The sequence below is a fragment of the Micromonospora sp. NPDC047740 genome (assembly GCF_043204735.1).
Lineage (GTDB): Bacteria > Actinomycetota > Actinomycetes > Mycobacteriales > Micromonosporaceae > Micromonospora.
In genome coordinates, this window is record NZ_JBIDCT010000014.1 from 133,380 (window position 1) to 148,669 (window position 15,290).

At 74.1% G+C, this 15,290-nt stretch carries 12 protein-coding genes and 1 pseudogene; 6 read left to right on the top strand and 7 right to left on the bottom strand.

The window, feature by feature from the left end; genetic code table 11:
- Positions 1-2 precede the first annotated feature (2 nt).
- From ACGF4F_RS25335 to mtrA, 3 genes are read right to left on the bottom strand one after another with little or no spacing between them, the layout of a single operon-like run.
- On the bottom strand, positions 3-1,787 hold the full coding sequence (locus ACGF4F_RS25335; protein ID WP_393080839.1) for an LpqB family beta-propeller domain-containing protein: 1,785 nt from the start codon (positions 1,785-1,787) through the stop codon (positions 3-5).
- Positions 1,784-3,523 carry an MtrAB system histidine kinase MtrB gene (gene mtrB / locus ACGF4F_RS25340; RefSeq protein ID WP_393080842.1) on the bottom strand — a complete coding sequence of 580 codons (1,740 nt, stop codon included), beginning with the start codon at positions 3,521-3,523 and terminating at the stop codon, positions 1,784-1,786. The genes ACGF4F_RS25335 and mtrB overlap by 4 nt, the downstream gene beginning before the upstream one ends.
- Positions 3,524-3,536: 13 nt before the next feature.
- A complete protein-coding gene (mtrA, locus tag ACGF4F_RS25345; RefSeq protein WP_073832804.1) occupies positions 3,537-4,226 on the bottom strand; it encodes an MtrAB system response regulator MtrA in 690 nt (229 codons plus the stop codon).
- Between the two features lie 215 nt (positions 4,227-4,441).
- Between mtrA and ACGF4F_RS25350 the strand changes: the two genes are divergently transcribed.
- From ACGF4F_RS25350 to ACGF4F_RS25370, 5 genes and pseudogenes are all read left to right on the top strand, one after another.
- Positions 4,442-5,287: a hypothetical protein gene (locus ACGF4F_RS25350; protein ID WP_357436587.1), complete on the top strand. Its 846-nt coding sequence runs from the start codon at positions 4,442-4,444 to the stop codon at positions 5,285-5,287.
- The gene (locus ACGF4F_RS25355; RefSeq protein ID WP_393080847.1) at positions 5,284-5,919 is read left to right on the top strand and encodes a DUF4129 domain-containing protein; all 636 of its coding nucleotides are present in this window, start codon (positions 5,284-5,286) and stop codon (positions 5,917-5,919) included. The genes ACGF4F_RS25350 and ACGF4F_RS25355 overlap by 4 nt, the downstream gene beginning before the upstream one ends.
- Positions 5,916-7,211 carry a DUF4350 domain-containing protein gene (locus ACGF4F_RS25360; protein ID WP_393080850.1) on the top strand — a complete coding sequence of 432 codons (1,296 nt, stop codon included), beginning with the start codon at positions 5,916-5,918 and terminating at the stop codon, positions 7,209-7,211. Before ACGF4F_RS25355 ends, ACGF4F_RS25360 begins: the two co-directional genes overlap by 4 nt.
- Before the next feature lie 11 nt (positions 7,212-7,222).
- Positions 7,223-8,196 (top strand): annotated as a pseudogene (locus ACGF4F_RS25365) (AAA family ATPase).
- A complete protein-coding gene (locus ACGF4F_RS25370) occupies positions 8,193-9,503 on the top strand; it encodes a DUF58 domain-containing protein (RefSeq protein WP_357436580.1) in 1,311 nt (436 codons plus the stop codon). Before ACGF4F_RS25365 ends, ACGF4F_RS25370 begins: the two are co-directional and overlap by 4 nt.
- 25 nt (positions 9,504-9,528) lie before the next feature.
- On the opposite strand, the gene ACGF4F_RS25375 is transcribed toward ACGF4F_RS25370, so the two are convergent.
- Positions 9,529-10,560, bottom strand: a complete 1,032-nt coding sequence (locus ACGF4F_RS25375) for a stage II sporulation protein M (protein ID WP_357436579.1) — start codon at positions 10,558-10,560, stop codon at positions 9,529-9,531.
- A 41-nt stretch (positions 10,561-10,601) separates the two neighbouring features.
- Here ACGF4F_RS25375 and ACGF4F_RS25380 point away from each other — a divergent pair, with 41 nt between their 5' ends.
- Positions 10,602-11,645 (top strand): RDD family protein, encoded by a 1,044-nt coding sequence (locus ACGF4F_RS25380; protein WP_357436578.1) that lies wholly within the window; start codon positions 10,602-10,604, stop codon positions 11,643-11,645.
- A 94-nt stretch (positions 11,646-11,739) separates the two neighbouring features.
- Here the strand turns inward: ACGF4F_RS25380 and efeB are convergent, their stop codons facing one another.
- The 3 genes from efeB to efeU all read right to left on the bottom strand — a co-directional run bounded on the left by efeB (position 11,740) and on the right by efeU (position 15,166).
- A complete protein-coding gene (gene efeB, locus ACGF4F_RS25385; RefSeq protein ID WP_357436576.1) occupies positions 11,740-13,026 on the bottom strand; it encodes an iron uptake transporter deferrochelatase/peroxidase subunit in 1,287 nt (428 codons plus the stop codon).
- Between the two features lie 94 nt (positions 13,027-13,120).
- Complete coding sequence (efeO, locus tag ACGF4F_RS25390) at positions 13,121-14,254, bottom strand: iron uptake system protein EfeO (RefSeq protein WP_357436574.1); 1,134 nt, start codon at positions 14,252-14,254, stop codon at positions 13,121-13,123.
- Positions 14,255-14,284: 30 nt separating this feature from the next.
- On the bottom strand, positions 14,285-15,166 hold the full coding sequence (efeU, locus tag ACGF4F_RS25395; protein ID WP_357436573.1) for an iron uptake transporter permease EfeU: 882 nt from the start codon (positions 15,164-15,166) through the stop codon (positions 14,285-14,287).
- Positions 15,167-15,290: the final 124 nt, after the last annotated feature.

A 15,290-nucleotide genomic window follows, 5' to 3' on the forward strand; every position in this document is an offset into this window, starting at 1 on the left:
TCTCAGTAGAGGAAGAAGGGGGCGGTCGGATCCGACGCCTTGGCGTTGGCCGCCACGTCCCGCACCTGCTCCCGCTCGATCTTTTCGAACGGGTTGTTCCGGTAGGCCAGGGTGGCCTGGTACATGAAGGACATGGCCGGCAGCGGACCGACCGCGCCGCCCGGGAAGGCGGCGAGGTGGGACACCGGCGCGCCGGTGTCCCGCTTGAGCGCGTACTCCACGGCCCCGTCGACCGTGGTCTGGTAGATCGCCGGCTGACGCCCGTCGCTGCCGGCGAAGACCAGCTGGTTCTCCGCGTACCAGTCGACGGCGGTGATGTTGGTGAGCCGGGTGACCAGTTGGCGGGGCTGACCCACGCTGACCAGGCCGCCATCGACGCTCACCGGCACGACGTAGAGCGCGCCATTGATGATCAGTGCGATCCGGTGACCGTCGAGCGACGCGGCCACCGCGGTGACCGGGCCGGGAACGAGGATTTCACTCATCCCGGCGCCGCTGTCGAACCGGTAGAGCTTGCCGTCGGCCACCACCAGGCCGAACGGGTGGTCCGCGTCGAGGGAGCGCAGCCAGATCGGGCGGCCGATCGACCGGAACGGCTTCTCGCTGCTGTGGAACTCGGCCACCGGGGCTGGGCCGGTACCGACCATGAGCAGCTGCTTCCGGTCCGGCCGGGTCACCACCAGCGCCGCCAGCACCTTGTCGCCGGCGCGGCTGAGTCCCGCCGACACCACGTTCCGGTTGGCGGCGGGCGCCACCGGCACCGAGCCGACGGGCTCGTTGCCGATGGCGAGCGGATGGATCGCCGCATCGTAGACACAGAACCGCTCCGGGGCCCGCAGCGGCGGATAGACGGGATTCGCCGCCCGCTCCTGCTTCAGGTCGACCGTGAGCCGCTTCTGGTTCTGGATCTTCAGGTCGAGCTGGCCGGTCCAGTTCGGGGGCAGGGACCAGGCGAGCTGGATGGCCAGGCGGGACAGCCGGTCGTCGTTCGCGGCCGGCATGGTCAGGTTGACCTCCCAGCGCCCGTCGGACCCGGTGGCGTTGTTGATCGGGGCGGTGCCGGGGGGAACCTTGCTCACCCCCGGGGCGAGCCATTCGGACGGCCCGTTGGTCAGCCACTTCACGACCTCGGTGACCCGCCGCTCGTCCGGCAACGTCGAGGGCAGGTACCGCCAGTCGGGCACCAACCGGCTCTGGTCGGTGTTCCAGAAGTAGATGGTGTGCGTGCTGTAGTAGCGCGCCAGGGCGGTGTCGCTGAGCAGCAGTACGTCCGGCAGCTCGGTGATCCACAGCCCCTGGTCGGCCGGCTCCGCGGGGCCGAGCTTGAACACGTACTGGGTCTCCCCGGCCACCGGGGCCGCGAGCGTGCCGTCGGCCCGCAGCACGCCGACCTGCTGCACCCGCACCGTGACCTGTTTGACGTCCTCGGCCAGCAGCGTGGTCTCCAGGGGCGGCAAGGGCCGGACCACCGTCAGCTCGATATCGCCGCTCGGCTGCTTCTTCTTCAGCTGGCTCCGCGCCTCGGGCGCGATGAACTTCTTGACCCGGTCGTACGCCCCGTCCCGCTCCCCTGCGGCGGCGGCGAGGTAGTCGTTGATGTATTCCCTGGCGTCGGTGGTCGTGCTGCGTGCGGGCGGTTGGCTGCCGCTGCCGTTGACCGAGCCGGCCCCGGCCGCCGGGCCCCGGCCGTCGACCAGGACCTCGGTCCGGTCCGGTATGCCGCAGCCGACCAGCCCGGCGGGCAGCAGCATGCCGGCCAGCAGCACGGTCAGCAGCCGCCGCCTCACGAGTTCACCTGGGCCCGGTCACCGCTCTCGGCCGGCCCGATCGCCAGCGCCCCGTCGCTGCCTGGGCCGATGGCCAGCAGGCCGCCGTCGCGGGGGCCGCCGAACGGCAGCGGGGCGTCGGCCGGCACCAGCCGCAGCGGGGAGGTGGTCAGCCGATCGCCGGCGCGGGCGGGCAGCGTCAGCCGGAACTGGGCACCCTTACCGGGCGCGCCCCATGCCTCCAGCCACCCGCCGTGCAGCCGGGCGTCCTCAAGGCTGATGGACAGGCCGAGGCCGGTGCCGCCGGTCTGCCGGGCCCGGGACGGGTCGGCCCGCCAGAAGCGGTTGAAGACCAGCTTCTCCTCGCCCGGCTTCAGGCCCACGCCGTGGTCCCGCACCGTGATCGCCACCGCGCTCTGGTCCACGCCGAGGGTGATCAGGACCGGCTTGGCCTCGCCGTGCTCGACCGCGTTGCCGATCAGGTTGCGCAGCACCCGTTCGACCCGGCGCGGGTCCACCTCGGCGATCACCGGCGGGTCCGGCAGGTCCAGCTCGATGGTCACCCCGACCCGCTCGGCCAGCCCGGCCAGCCGCTCGGTCACCCGGTGCACCACCGGCACCAGGTCCGTCGGCTCGGCGTCCAGCATGGCGAAGCCGGCGTCGAAGCGGCTGATCTCCAGCAGGTCGGTGAGCAGTTCCTCGAACCGGTCCAGCTCGGCCTGCAGCAGCTCGGCGCTGCGGGCCACCGCCGGGTCGAACCCGTCCCGCTCGGCGAAGATCAGGTCGGCGGCCATCCGGACCGTGGTCAGCGGCGTACGCAGCTCGTGCGAGACGTCCGAGGTGAAGCGGCGCTGCAACCGGGACATCTCCTCCAGCCGGAGGATCTGCCGCTGGAGGTTCGTCGCCATCTGGTTGAACGAGGCGGCGAGCAGGGCCAGGTCGTCCTCGCCGTTGACCACCATGCGCTGGTCGAGCAGGCCGGCGGAGAGCCGCTGGGCGGTCCGCGCGGCCACCCGTACCGGGGTCACCACGAGCCGGGTGACCAGGGCGGCGAGCAGGCCGAGCAGGAGCACCAGCGCCACCCCCGTGGCGACCACGGTGGCCCGGGCGTCTCGGGCCGCGGCGTCCTGCCGGTCCAGCGGTACGACGTAGTAGAGCTCCACCTGCCCGAAGTTGGTCGGCACCGGCGAGCCGTACACGAGGTATTTGGTGCGCCGGCCGCCGAGCGTCCCGGTGTCGATCTGGTGGGCGACGTTGCCGGCGGCGACGGAGGCCCGCAACTGCGGGCTGATCAGGGGTCCGATGTCGGTTGCCGGGGACGTCCGGGCGATGACGCCCGCCCCGGTGATGGCCACCACCACGCCGTTGGTCTGGGTCGGGTCACCCCCGGCAAGGTAGTTGACCGTGCCGTCGAGGGTGTCCTGGAACTGGGCCTCCTGCGGCTGGTTGAAGGTCCGGAACTGCTTGCCCGCGTAGTCGCTGCCGTGTTGCAGCCGCAGCTCGACGTCGGTCTGTGCGCTCTCCAGCAGGATGCTGGTGATCTTGTCGGCGATCAGGTAGGCGAACCCGCCGACCAGCAGGCTGGAGGCGACCAGGGTGATGGTCACCACGCGCAGCTGCAACGACCGCCGCCAGGTCTGGTGGGCGCTGGCGGCCAGCCGGGCCGCCCGGGCGGCGAGGACACGCCAGAGCGCCCGCGCGGCGTGGAGCCGGCGGGACGCGACGGTCGGCGAGTCGGGGGGCAGGGCGGTCACCACAGTGATGACCAGGCTATCCGGTACCCGCCTTGTAGCCCACGCCCCGCACTGTGAGGATGATTTCCGGCCGCTCCGGATCCGGCTCGATCTTGGCCCGCAGCCGTTGGACGTGCACGTTGACCAGGCGGGTGTCGGCGGCGTGCCGGTAGCCCCAGACCTGCTCCAGCAGCACCTCGCGGGTGAAGACCTGACGCGGTTTGCGGGCGAGCGCGACCAGCAGGTCGAACTCCAGCGGCGTCAGCTTCACCTCCTCGCCGTCCCGGGTGACCGTGTGCGCCGGCACGTCGATGGTGATCTGGTTGCCGGGCGGGCCGATGGTGAGCAGCTCGGGTGCGACGTCCTCGCCCCGGCGCAGCCGGGCCCGCATCCGGGCCACCAGCTCCTTGGGCTTGAACGGCTTGACCACGTAGTCGTCGGCCCCGGACTCCAGCCCGAGCACCACGTCCACGGTGTCGCTCTTGGCCGTCAGCATGACGATCGGCACGCCCGACTCGGCCCGGATCGCCCGGGCCACGTCGATACCGCTCATACCGGGCAGCATCAGGTCGAGCAGGACGATATCGGGTCGGCTGTCGCGGAATGCGGCCAATGCCCGTTCCCCGTCCGCGACGAAGGAGGGCACGAAACCCTCGCTGCGCAGGACGATGCCGAGCATCTCGGCGAGCGCGGGGTCGTCGTCGACCACCAGTACCCGGGCTCTCATGGGGTTTATCGTTCCATCCCCGTTCGGTTAGGAGGGTTCGGCGTTATCACGGCACGGTACTGCCGGGAACGGCCCGACACCACCGCTGACCGCGCGGATGCCCAGCGTGGCGCGCCCGCGGTGGACGGGTCCACCGGAATCGGACCTGCCGTGCAACCATGATCCCTCGGGCGTGTCGCCGCCCGCCACCCGTCGCCCGTCCGCCAGGAGTACGCGTGCCCGACGTCGGCCCGACCGCGGTGCTCCCGCGCCGCCCGCTGACGGTGGGTGAACTGCTGGACTCGGCCGTCCTGCTGCTGCGTGGCCAGGCCCGGCTGCTGGTCCCGCTCGCCGTCCTGCTGGCCCTCGCCGAGCAGGCCCTGCTGCACCCGCTGCGGGTGCTGGCCGACGCGCGCCCGCCGGCGTACTGGCTCGATCCCGACCGGCTCGGCTGGTTCTGGCTGCTGCTCGCGCTCGGCGCCGGGACCGAGGCGCTGATCATCGCGTTGCTCGGCAACCCGGCCGCCCGAGGCGCCGGGGCCGCGCTGCTCGGCCGCCGGGCCGGGCCGCGGGAACTGCTGCGCCCCGGCGGCGCCCGGTGGGGCGCCACCCTGCTCGCCGCCGCGGGGGTCGGCCTCGCCGTCGGCCTCGCGGGGCTGACCGGGCCGGCCTGGTTCGTCGCGTACGGGCTGCTCGGCGCGGTCGTCCCGGCGCTGGTGGTGGACCGGCTGCCCGCGTACCGGGCGCCGGGGCGGGCGCTCGCGCTCGCGTTCCGCGCCGGCGGGCGGGCCGCCGGCATCCGGCTCCTCGGCTACCTGGGCTGGTGGCTGATCCGGCTCGGCATCGGCCTCGGCGTTTACCACGGCCTCGGGCTGCTGGGCCTGTTCGACCTCGACGCGTACGCGCTGCCGGTCGCCACGGCCGCCTGGGTCGCCGTCAACGCGCTCGCGTACCCCGCACTGGCCTGCCTCGACGCGGTCCTGCACCTGGAGACCCGGATGCGCACCGAGGGCCTGGACATCCGCCTCTCCCGCGCCCCGGCCGGCACCCCGGAACCCGTCCTGCTGGCGGTCCAGCGGTGAGCCGGTGGTGGACCGAGGCGGTCGCCGCGCTCGGGGACGTCGTACCGCTGCCGCTGGCCGCCCTGCTCCTGCTGCTCGCCGCGCTGCTGGCCGCCCTGGCCTGGTACTTCTTCCCGGCCTGGGTGCCACGCCGGCTCCCCCGGCCGCGGCTGCGCCGGCCGCGGCTGCGGATCCCCCGGCTACGCCGGCCGCGGCTGCGACTACCCAGATTGCGGCTGCCCCGACTCCGGCTGCCGCGCCGGCGGCGGGCGGCCCGACCGGCGGACCCGGCCGTCCCGGTACCCGCGCCCCGGGCGCCCGAGCCGGCGGCACCCGGTCTCGCCAGCCTCGCCGACCGGCTCGCCGCCGAGGGCCGCTACGCCGAAGCCGTCCGGGAGCGGCTGCGCGACATGGTCCGCGCGCTGGTCGACCGGCGGGTCGTGGAGCCGCGCCCCGGGATGACCGTCACCGAGTTGACCACGGCTGCCGCCCACGTCCGGCCCGGGGTGCGGCCCACCCTGCACGTCGCTGGCGCGATCTTCTCCGACCTCTGGTACGCGCAACGCCCGGCCACGCCCGAGCACGACCGCCGGATGCGCGACCTCGCCACCGACCTGCACCGCGAGCTGGCCCGGGACGGTGAGCCCCGGTGACCACCACCCTCGACCCGACCCACCCGGTCGCCCCGCCGCGACCCCGACGACCCCGGCACCGGCTACTGATCCCGCTCGGGCTGGCGGTGCTGCTGATCGTGGCCACCCTGGTGTTCCACGCCGTCGACCAGCCCGACCCGACCGACCAGGGCTTCCTCTCCCCGGTCACCACCGACGACGACGGCGGCAGCCGGCTGGCCGAGGCGCTGCGCGAGCAGGGCGTGACCGTACGCCGGGAGACCGACCCCAGCCAGGCGCTGCTGGCCACCGGGCTGGGCCCGGCCACGCTCTTCGTACCGGCCCCGGAACTGGTGCACCCGGCCACCGTCGCCGCCCTGGCCGACCTGCCCACCGGCAGCCGGCTGGTGCTGGTCGACCCGCCCCGCCGGATGCTGGAACAGCTGGACCTGCCGCTGGGGCGCACCGACAGCCGCTGGGCCACCCGGGCCACCTCCCCGGACGCCGACGGCCACCCCTGCCGGCTGGCCGAGGCCGCCCGCGCCGGCACGGCCGCCGCCGACCGCCAGCGGTACGCCGCCCGCGGCGCCGCGCCGGTCGACCGCTGCTACTCCGGCGGGCTGGTCCGGGTGCCGTGGCGCACTGAGGTGGTGGTGATCGGGGCCAGCGACCCGTTCCGCAACGACCGCATCGACGAGTGGGGCAACCGGGTTCTCGCCACCGGCCTGCTCGGCGGCCCCCGACCGCTGGTCTGGCTCGACCTGCCGGCCCCGGCGCCCGCGCCGAGCGGACCGGGCTGGTCGCCGAGCCCCACCGCCGGGAACGGCGACGGCAACGGCGCCCGCAGGGACTTCGACGACGACCGCGCGGACCGCCCACCGGCGCGGCAGAACCCGCTCTGGGACGCCTTCCCGGCCTGGTTCTGGGCACTGCTGGTGCAGCTCTCGCTGGCCGGGTTGCTGGTGGTGCTCTGGCGCGCCCGACGGCTCGGCCCGCCCGTGCCCGAGCCACTGCCGGTGACCGTCCACTCCGCCGAGACGGTGCTCGGCCGGGCCCGGCTCTACCGCCGGGCCGGTGCCCGGGGCCCGGCCGCCGAGACCCTGCGCGCCGCCGCGCTGGACCGGCTGCTGCCCCGGCTCAACCTGCCGCCCGACACGCCCTCGGCCGAAGTTGCCGCCCGGGTCGCCGCGTATGCCGGGGCCGATCCGGAACGGGTGGCGGAGCTGCTGCACGGCGCCGAGCCGACCACCGACCAGGAACTGCTGGACCTGGCCCGCGACCTGGACACCCTGACCCGTACCGTCGCCCACCCGACCGAAGGAGACCCCCGGTGACCGGACCCGTCATCGCCGCCGCACCGGCCGCCCCGCAGCCCGACGCCCGGGCCGCCCTGCACCGGCTGCGGGCCGAGGTGGCCAAGGCCGTCGTCGGCCAGGACGCGGTGGTCACCGGGCTGGTGATCGCGCTGCTCTGCCGGGGGCACGTGCTGCTGGAGGGCGTACCCGGGGTGGCCAAGACCCTGCTGATCCGGACCGTGGCCACCGCCCTCGACCTGGACTCCAAGCGGGTGCAGTTCACCCCGGACCTGATGCCCGGCGACGTCACCGGGTCGCTGATCTTCGACCCGCACACCGCCGCGTTCACCTTCCGGGAAGGCCCGGTCTTCACCAACCTGCTCCTCGCCGACGAGATCAACCGGACGCCGCCGAAGACCCAGTCGGCACTGCTGGAGGTGATGGAGGAACGGCAGGTCTCCGTCGAGGGCGAGCGGCGGGCCCTGCCCGACCCGTTCATCGTCGCCGCCACCCAGAACCCTGTCGAGTACGAGGGCACCTACCCGCTGCCCGAGGCGCAGCTCGACCGGTTCCTGCTCAAGCTGACCGTGCCGCTGCCCAGCCGCGACGAGGAACTGGGCGTGCTCCGCGCGCACCACGCCGGCTTCGACCCGCGCGACCTGGCTGCGGCCGGCGTACGCCCGGTGGCCACCGCGGCCGACCTGGCCGCCGCCCGGGAGGCGGTCGGTCGCGTGCACGTGGCCGAGCCGCTCTTCGGATACCTCGTGGACCTGTGCCGGGCCACCCGGGCCACCCCGGCGCTGGAGCTGGGCGCCTCGCCCCGGGGCGCCCCGCGCTGCTCAACACCGCCAAGGCGTGGTCCTGGCTGGCCGGACGCAACCACGTCACCCCGGACGACGTGAAGGCGGTGGCCCGGCCGACCCTGCGGCACCGGCTCCGGCTGCGTCCCGAGGTGGAGCTGGAGGGCGTGACTGTCGACGCGGTGCTGGACACGGTGCTGGCCACCGTGCCGACCCCACGATGACCTGGCGAGCGGGGCTGCTGCTCGCCATCGGCGCGGCGACCCTGCCGGCCTGGCCGGCACCGTTCCTCGGCGTCGCGGTGATGACCGGTGCCGTGCTGCTGCTCGTCGCAATCGACTGGGCCCTCGCGGCACCGCTGCACGCGCTCACCGCCACCCGCACCGGGGACCGGGCGATCCGGCTGGGCGGCACCGCCACGGTCACCCTGCACCTGGCCAACACCGCCGACCGTACGCTGCGTGCCCAGGTGCGCGATGCCTGGCTGCCGTCGGCGGGGGCCCGGCCGGACGTACCGCCGGGACGGGTGTTGACCGTCGAGCCGGGCGGGACGATCGCGCTGCCCGTCCGCCTCGCCCCGGCCCGGCGTGGCGACCGGCCCGCCGCGGCGCTGGCCGTACGCTCGCTCGGGCCGCTGCGGCTGGCGTTCCGGCAGCGCGCCGGCCACCCGGCCACGCCACCGTGGACGCTACGCGTGCTGCCCCGCTTCGACTCCCGGCGGCACCTGCCCGAGAAACTGGCGAAGCTGCGGGTCATCGACGGCGTCCAGGTGACCCGGGGACGCGGCCACGGCACCGAGTTCGACACCCTGCGCGAATACGTCGTCGGCGACGACGTGCGCTCGATCGACTGGCGGGCCAGCGCGCGCCGCTCCGACGTGCTGGTGCGTACCTGGCGGCCGGAGCGGGACCGTCGGCTGGTCTGCGTCCTGGACACCGGCCGCACCTCGGCGGTACGCATCGGCGACGAGCCCCGGCTGGACACGGCGATCGACGCGGCGCTGCTGCTCACCGCGCTGGCCGCCCGGGCCGGTGACCGGGTCGACCTGCTCGCCGCCGACGCCTCCGTCCGCGCCACGGTCACCGGCAGCGGCCGGCCCGCGCTGCTCGCCCGCCTGGTGGACGCGGTCGCCCCGCTCCAGCCGGCGCTGGTGGAAACCGACTTCGAACTGATCGCTGGTGAGGTGCTGCGCCGGGAGCGGCAACGCAGCCTGGTGGTGCTCTTCACCGCGCTGGAGGCGGGCGCGCTCGGCGAAGGGCTGCTGCCGGTGCTGCCCCGGCTGGCCGCCCGGCACCGGGTGGTGATCGCGGCGACCCACGACCCGGTGCTGACCGGGCTCACCGTCGCCCCGCCGACCGGCCCGGACGACGCGTACGCGGCGGCGGCGGCCTGGCGGGCGCTGGCCGAACGGGACCGGGTACGGGCCGCCCTGGGCCGGCACGGGGTGACCGTCGTGGACGCTCCCGCCGACCGGCTCGCCCCGACGGTCGCCGACACCTACCTCCGCCTCAAATCCCTCGGCCAACTCTGACCGTCCGCTCAAGGCCCGGCCAGCTTCACGGAAAGCGCGGCTGTTCCGCGCCGGATGGCCACTCATGCTCGGAAAGCCGGGCCACCGGGGCAGCGCCGCCGGGGACGCGGGATGCCCGGCGAGTGGCGGCGTGGCGGCCGAGCAGCAGGGCGTACGCCAGGAAGGCCAGCCAGACGGTGGCGCCGACGGCCACCCGGACGGCGACCGGCAGCGGCGCCGGGGTCACGAACGCCTCCAGCAGCGCGGAGACCGCGAAGAGCCCGACCAGCCCGGCGGCCACCACGATCGCTGAGCGGCCGGCCTCGGCGACCGCCCGGCCGCGGCTCAGGTGCGCGGGCGGCGCGATCCACGCCCAGCCGGTACGCAGCCCGACCCCGGCCGCCACGAAGATCCCGGTCAGTTCGAGCAGCCCGTGCGGGGTGATCAGCCCGAAGAAGACGTCGCCCCGGCCGTACGAGATCATCACGCCGCCGACCACGCCGATGTTCAGCGCGTTCTGCCACAGCAGATAGAACACCGGCACCACCAGTACCCCGGCGGCGAGGCACTGCGCGGCGAGCCAGGCGTTGTGTGTCCACAGATGGAACGCGAAGGTCGGCGCGGCGAACTCGGTGTAGTAGCCGGCGAAGCCCGAGTCGACCAGCTGCCCGGCGGCCTCCTCGCCGATGAACGCGGCGGCGGTGTCCGGGTGGCCGGCGACGAACCAGATGAGGAAGAAGCTGAGCGCGCTGAACCCGGTCGCCACCCCGCACCACCAGGGCCAGGCCCGGTAGAGGGCGGCCGGCAGGTCGGCGAGGAGGAAGCGGCGGACCGCCGCCCAGGACGGCCGGGGCCGGCCGGTGATCCGCGCCCGGGCCGCCAGCACCAGCTGGGAGAGGCGGTTGACCAGCACCGGATCGGGTGCGCGGCTGCGCAGCGCGGACAGGTGGGTGGCGGCCCGCTGGTAGAGCACGACCAGCTCGTCGACCTCGGCCGCGTCGAGCCGGCGCCGCCCGGTCAACTGCTCCAGCCGCCGCCACTCGGCGCCGTGCGCCGCCACGTACGCGTCGACATCCACGCTGCCTCCCCCGTCTGGCGCTCATAGTGTTCACTGTCCGGGTGAGAGCGCAACCTCCCTCCCCGGCGCGCTCGACCGACGCCGGTCTGGTCAGCGGCGAGGCGGTGGAGCTGGACGTCCGGGCGGCCCGGCTGGGCTCCCGGGTGCTGGCCCTGCTGATCGACCTGCTGGCCCAGCTGGCGGTGGCGCTGCTGCTGGCCGTCGGGCTGTCGGTGGTGCTGTTCAGCCTGCCGTGGGACATCGTGGACGCCGCGCTGTCCGGCGCGTTGCAGACGGTGCTGGTGGTCGTCGTGCTGGTCGGCTACCCGGTGCTGATGGAACGCTTCGTCGGGGGCCGGACGCTCGGCAAGCTGGCCGTGGGGCTGCGGGTGGTCCGCGCCGACGGCGGCCCGGTGGGGATCGGCCAGTCGCTGACCCGGGCCTTGGTCGGCGTCGCGGTGGAGTGGCCGGGCCTGGTGCTGCCGCTGCTGAGCTGGGTGGCGAGCGTGACGGTGATGCTGACCGACCCGCGCGGGCGACGGCTGGGCGACCTGGTGGCCGGCACGCTGGTGGTGCACACCCGGGGCGCGGGCAGCTGGCGCCCGGCTCCGCCGGCCGTGCCGCCGCTGCTCGGCTGGGCGCGGAGCCTCGACCTGACCCGGGTGGACGACGGGTTGGCCCTGGCCGTGCGGCAGTATCTCGGCCGGGTGCACCAGCTCGCCGAGCCGGACCGCAGCCGGCTGGGCCGGCAGCTCTGGGCCGAGGTCGCCGCGGTCACCTCGCCGCCTCCGCCGTGGGCCGCGCCCGAGCCGGCGTACCTGGCCGCCGTGCTGGCCGAGCGTGGCCGGCGCGCCGCCTACCGGCTGGGGCGTACCCGAATGGTCACCGCCGCCCTCTGGCCGGAGCTGGCCCCGCCGACCGCAGCCACGGCACCGCCCGCAAGCCCGCCGACCGCAGCGCCGGCCGCGGCCCCACTACGGCCCGCCGCGCCGGCACGCGCCGTCCCCACCCAACCCGATCCGGTACGCGGACAGCCCACCCCGGTCGAGGCGGAGCCCTCACCCACCTGGCCCCGGCCGGCCCGAACGGACCTCGTTGATCGCTGACGGGTGACCCGACCCGACCCGCTTCCGGACGGGTGGGCTGAGGCGCCCGCGATCGACCGGTAGGGCCAGGCCGCGCCGGGCCCGGGTGCGGCGATCAGGAGAAGAGGGCGCGACCCCACCAGTCGGCGGCGTCGCGGACGCCCGGCGGGCAGGCGAAGAGCCCGCTGGAGACGTGTCGCAGGTACTCGTTCATCGCGTCGTTCCGGGCGAGCCGGGTCTGGATCGGCACGAACTGCCGGCGCGGGTCCCGCTGGTACGCCATGAAGAAGAGCCCGGCGTCGAGCCGGCCCAAACCGTCCGAGCCGTCCACGAAGTTGTAGCCGCGACGCAGCAGATGCGCCCCGTTGTTCAGCGAGGGGTGGGCGAGCCGGACGTGCGCGGTCTCGGCGATCACCGGCTGCCCGTCGTCGCCCTTGGCGGCGAAGTCCGGCGCGTCGAACTCGCCGGCCCGCCCCAGCGGGGCGCCGCTGCCCTTGGTCCGGCCGACGATCTGCTCCTGCTCGGCCAGCGAGCTGCGGTCCCACGTCTCGATCAACATCCGGATCTTGCGGGTGACCAGGTACGACCCGCCGGTCATCCAGTCCGGCCCGTCGCCGGGCTGCGCCCAGAGCTGCTCCCGGAGCAGGGTGGCGTCCTCGGCCTTCAGGTTGGCGGTGCCGTCCTTGAAACCGAACAGGTTGCGCGGGGTGGCCTGCTCCCGCGAGGTCGACGAGGTACGCCCGAAGCCGAGCTGGGACCAGCGGACGCTGACCACACCCATGCCGATCCGGGCCAGGTTGCGGATGGCGTGCACCGCCACCTGCGGGTCGCTGGCGCAGGCCTGGACGCAGATGTCCCCGCCGGAGATCTCCGGCCGCAGCGCGTCCCCGGCGAAGTGCGGCAGGTCGGCGAGGGCGGCCGGACGCTTGTCGGCGATGCCGAACCGGTCCTTGCCCTGGGCGTCGCGGAACAGCGCCGGGCCGAAGCCCAGGGTGAGGGTGAGCTGCGACGGGGGCAGGCCGAGCGCCTCGCCGGTGTCGTCCGGCGGAGCCTCCGGGACGCCGCCGACCGCACCGACCAGGCCGGCGTCCTTGCCCGCGGTCATCCGGGCCGCGGCGGCGGTCCACTCCTGCAGGAGCGCGACGAGCTTCGCCCGGTCCTTGGTGATCACGTCGAACGCGACGAAGTGCAGCCGGTCCTGGGCCGGGGTGGTGATGCCGGCCTGGTGCTCGCCGTGGAACGGCACCGCCCCGGCGGCCTTGTCGGTGGCCGCCGCGTGGTCGCCACCGCCGAGCAGCGCACCCGCTCCGCCCGCCACGCCGGCCACGCCGGCCACGCCGACCCCCGCCAGGGTGATGGCCCGCCGCCGGGACAGTGTGGTCCCGGTGCTCTGCTCACTCATGCCGTCGCCTCCCGCCGGTCGGCGTCGCCATGAGGCCGACCCGCACTGCGCCCGATGATTCGCTCGCTCATGGCGTCACCTCCGGACCCGGTCGTCATCGGGCGACGACTGCGGCCACCTTGCTGACCGGCTCGGCCAGCGCGTTGATGCTGTCGGAGAGCTCCTTCAGCTCGGCCTTGCTGAGCTGGGTGTGGAGCTTCCAGCCGTCACCGGCTCGGTGCTTGCCGAGGGTCGACTCCACGTTGGCGAACTCGCTGTCGAGCTGCTTGACCAGCTCGGGCGAGCGCTGCTCCAGCGCCGGGCGCAGCGCGGCGATCGCCGCCTTGGAGCCCTCGAGGTTGGCGTTGAAGTCCCAGAGGTCGGTGTGCGAGTACCGCTCCTCCTCGCCGGTGATCTTGCCACTGGCCACCTCGTCGAGCAGCGCCTTGGCGCCGTTGGCGAGCTGGAGCGGGGTGAGTTTCTCGGCGTTGGCCTTCGCCACCAGGGCCTTGACGTCGGCGACCAGCTGGTCGGCGATCGGCCCGTCCTTGCTGATGTCGCCGCCGGTCCAGAGGTCCTTCTCGAGCCGGTGGTAGCCGGTCCACGCCATGCCCTCCTCGACGACCTCCTCCCGGCCGTCGATCTTCGGGTCGAGGTCGCCGAAGCTCGCCGCGACCGGCTCGATCCGCTCGAAGTAGGTCCGGGCGACCGGGTACAGCGCCTTGGCCTTCGCCACGTCGTTGGCCTTGACCGCGGCCGCGAACTCCTCGGTCTTGGCCAGCAGCGCGGCGGTCTGGCTGTTGACGTAGCGCTGGTAGCTGGCGGTGGCCTCGCTCAGCGCGGCGTCGGGGGCGACGGAAGCGGCGGTGCCGCTGACCTTCAGCGCGCCCCGGATGCCCCGGCCGCTCATCCCCGGCTTGCAGGCGGTCTCGTACGTCCCGGCCGGCAGCTCGACCCGGAGCTCGCGGCTCAGGCCGGGAGCGATGTTCTCCACCTCGCCCATCACCCGGTCACCGGTGGCGTACACGTAGAACTCGTTGACCTTGGACCCGGAGTTGGTCACCTTGAAGGTCACCTGACCGGCCTCGATCTCCGTGGTGCCCACCTCACAGGCGCTGTCGGTGGCCTTGACCGCGATCGGCCCGCCGGACTTCGCGTCCGGCTTGTCGCCGCCACCACTGCAGCCGGCCAGGCCGGCGACGGCGAGCATCCCGGCGGCGGCGGGCACGACGAATCGAGTGGTACGCATCGGTGCTGTGTCTCCTCAGGAAACGGGCGATCAGGCGGGCTGCACGGGGCTGGCGGACGCTTCGGTGGCGGGCTTCGCCGCCTCGGCCGGCTTGGCGACCGGCTTGGCCGGCTTGCGCAGGAAGAGGACGAGCACCGGCACCGCGTACGCCACCCAGGCGACCATCTCGAGGACGCTCGGGGCGGCGGTGATGTTGAACATGCCGCTGAGCAGGGTCGCGTACCAGGTGCTCGGGTCGAGCACCGAGGAGATGTCGAAGGCGTGGTTGTTGAGGCCGGGCAGCACGCCGGCTTCCTGGAAGTCGTGCACGCCGTACTTGAAGATGCCGGCGGCGACCAGGATCAGCAGCGCGCCGGTCCAGGTGAAGAACTTGCTCAGGTTGAGCTTGAGGGCGCTGCGGTAGAGCAGGAAGCCGATCAGCACGGCGGTGACGATGCCCCCGACCAGCGCGAGCATGGCATCCCGGCCGGCACCGCCGACGGTGCTCTTCGCGGCGGAGTAGAAGATCAGTGCGGTCTCCAGGCCCTCCCGGATGACCGCGAGGAACGCCATGCCCATCACCGCGAAGGCGCCGACGGCGAGCGCCTCGGTGAGCTTGCCGCGCAGCTCACCGGCGATGCTCCGGGCGGCCTTGCGCATCCAGAAGATCATCCAGGTGACGAAGACGACGGCGGCGACGGAGGTGATCGCGTCGAAGAGTTCCCGCGACTCCGAGGTCCGCAGCAGCGCGGTCGAGGTGTACTCGATCAGCCAGCCGAAGAGCACCGACAGGGCCACGGCCGCGCCGACGCCGAGCCACACGTGCGGCAGCCGGTTGCGGCGGTTCGACTTGACCAGGAACGCGACCAGGATGCTGACCACGAGGGTCGCCTCCAGGCCCTCCCGCAGGCCGATCAGGTACGTGGCGAACATCGGTACTCCGTGATTGGTTAGGCACGCCTCAGTTAACTTAGGGCAGCCATACCTTCCTCCTGATCCGAGCCGCCGTCAAGTCGTTCAGGCGAACGTCACCCGGATCGACGGCAACCGGACAAGC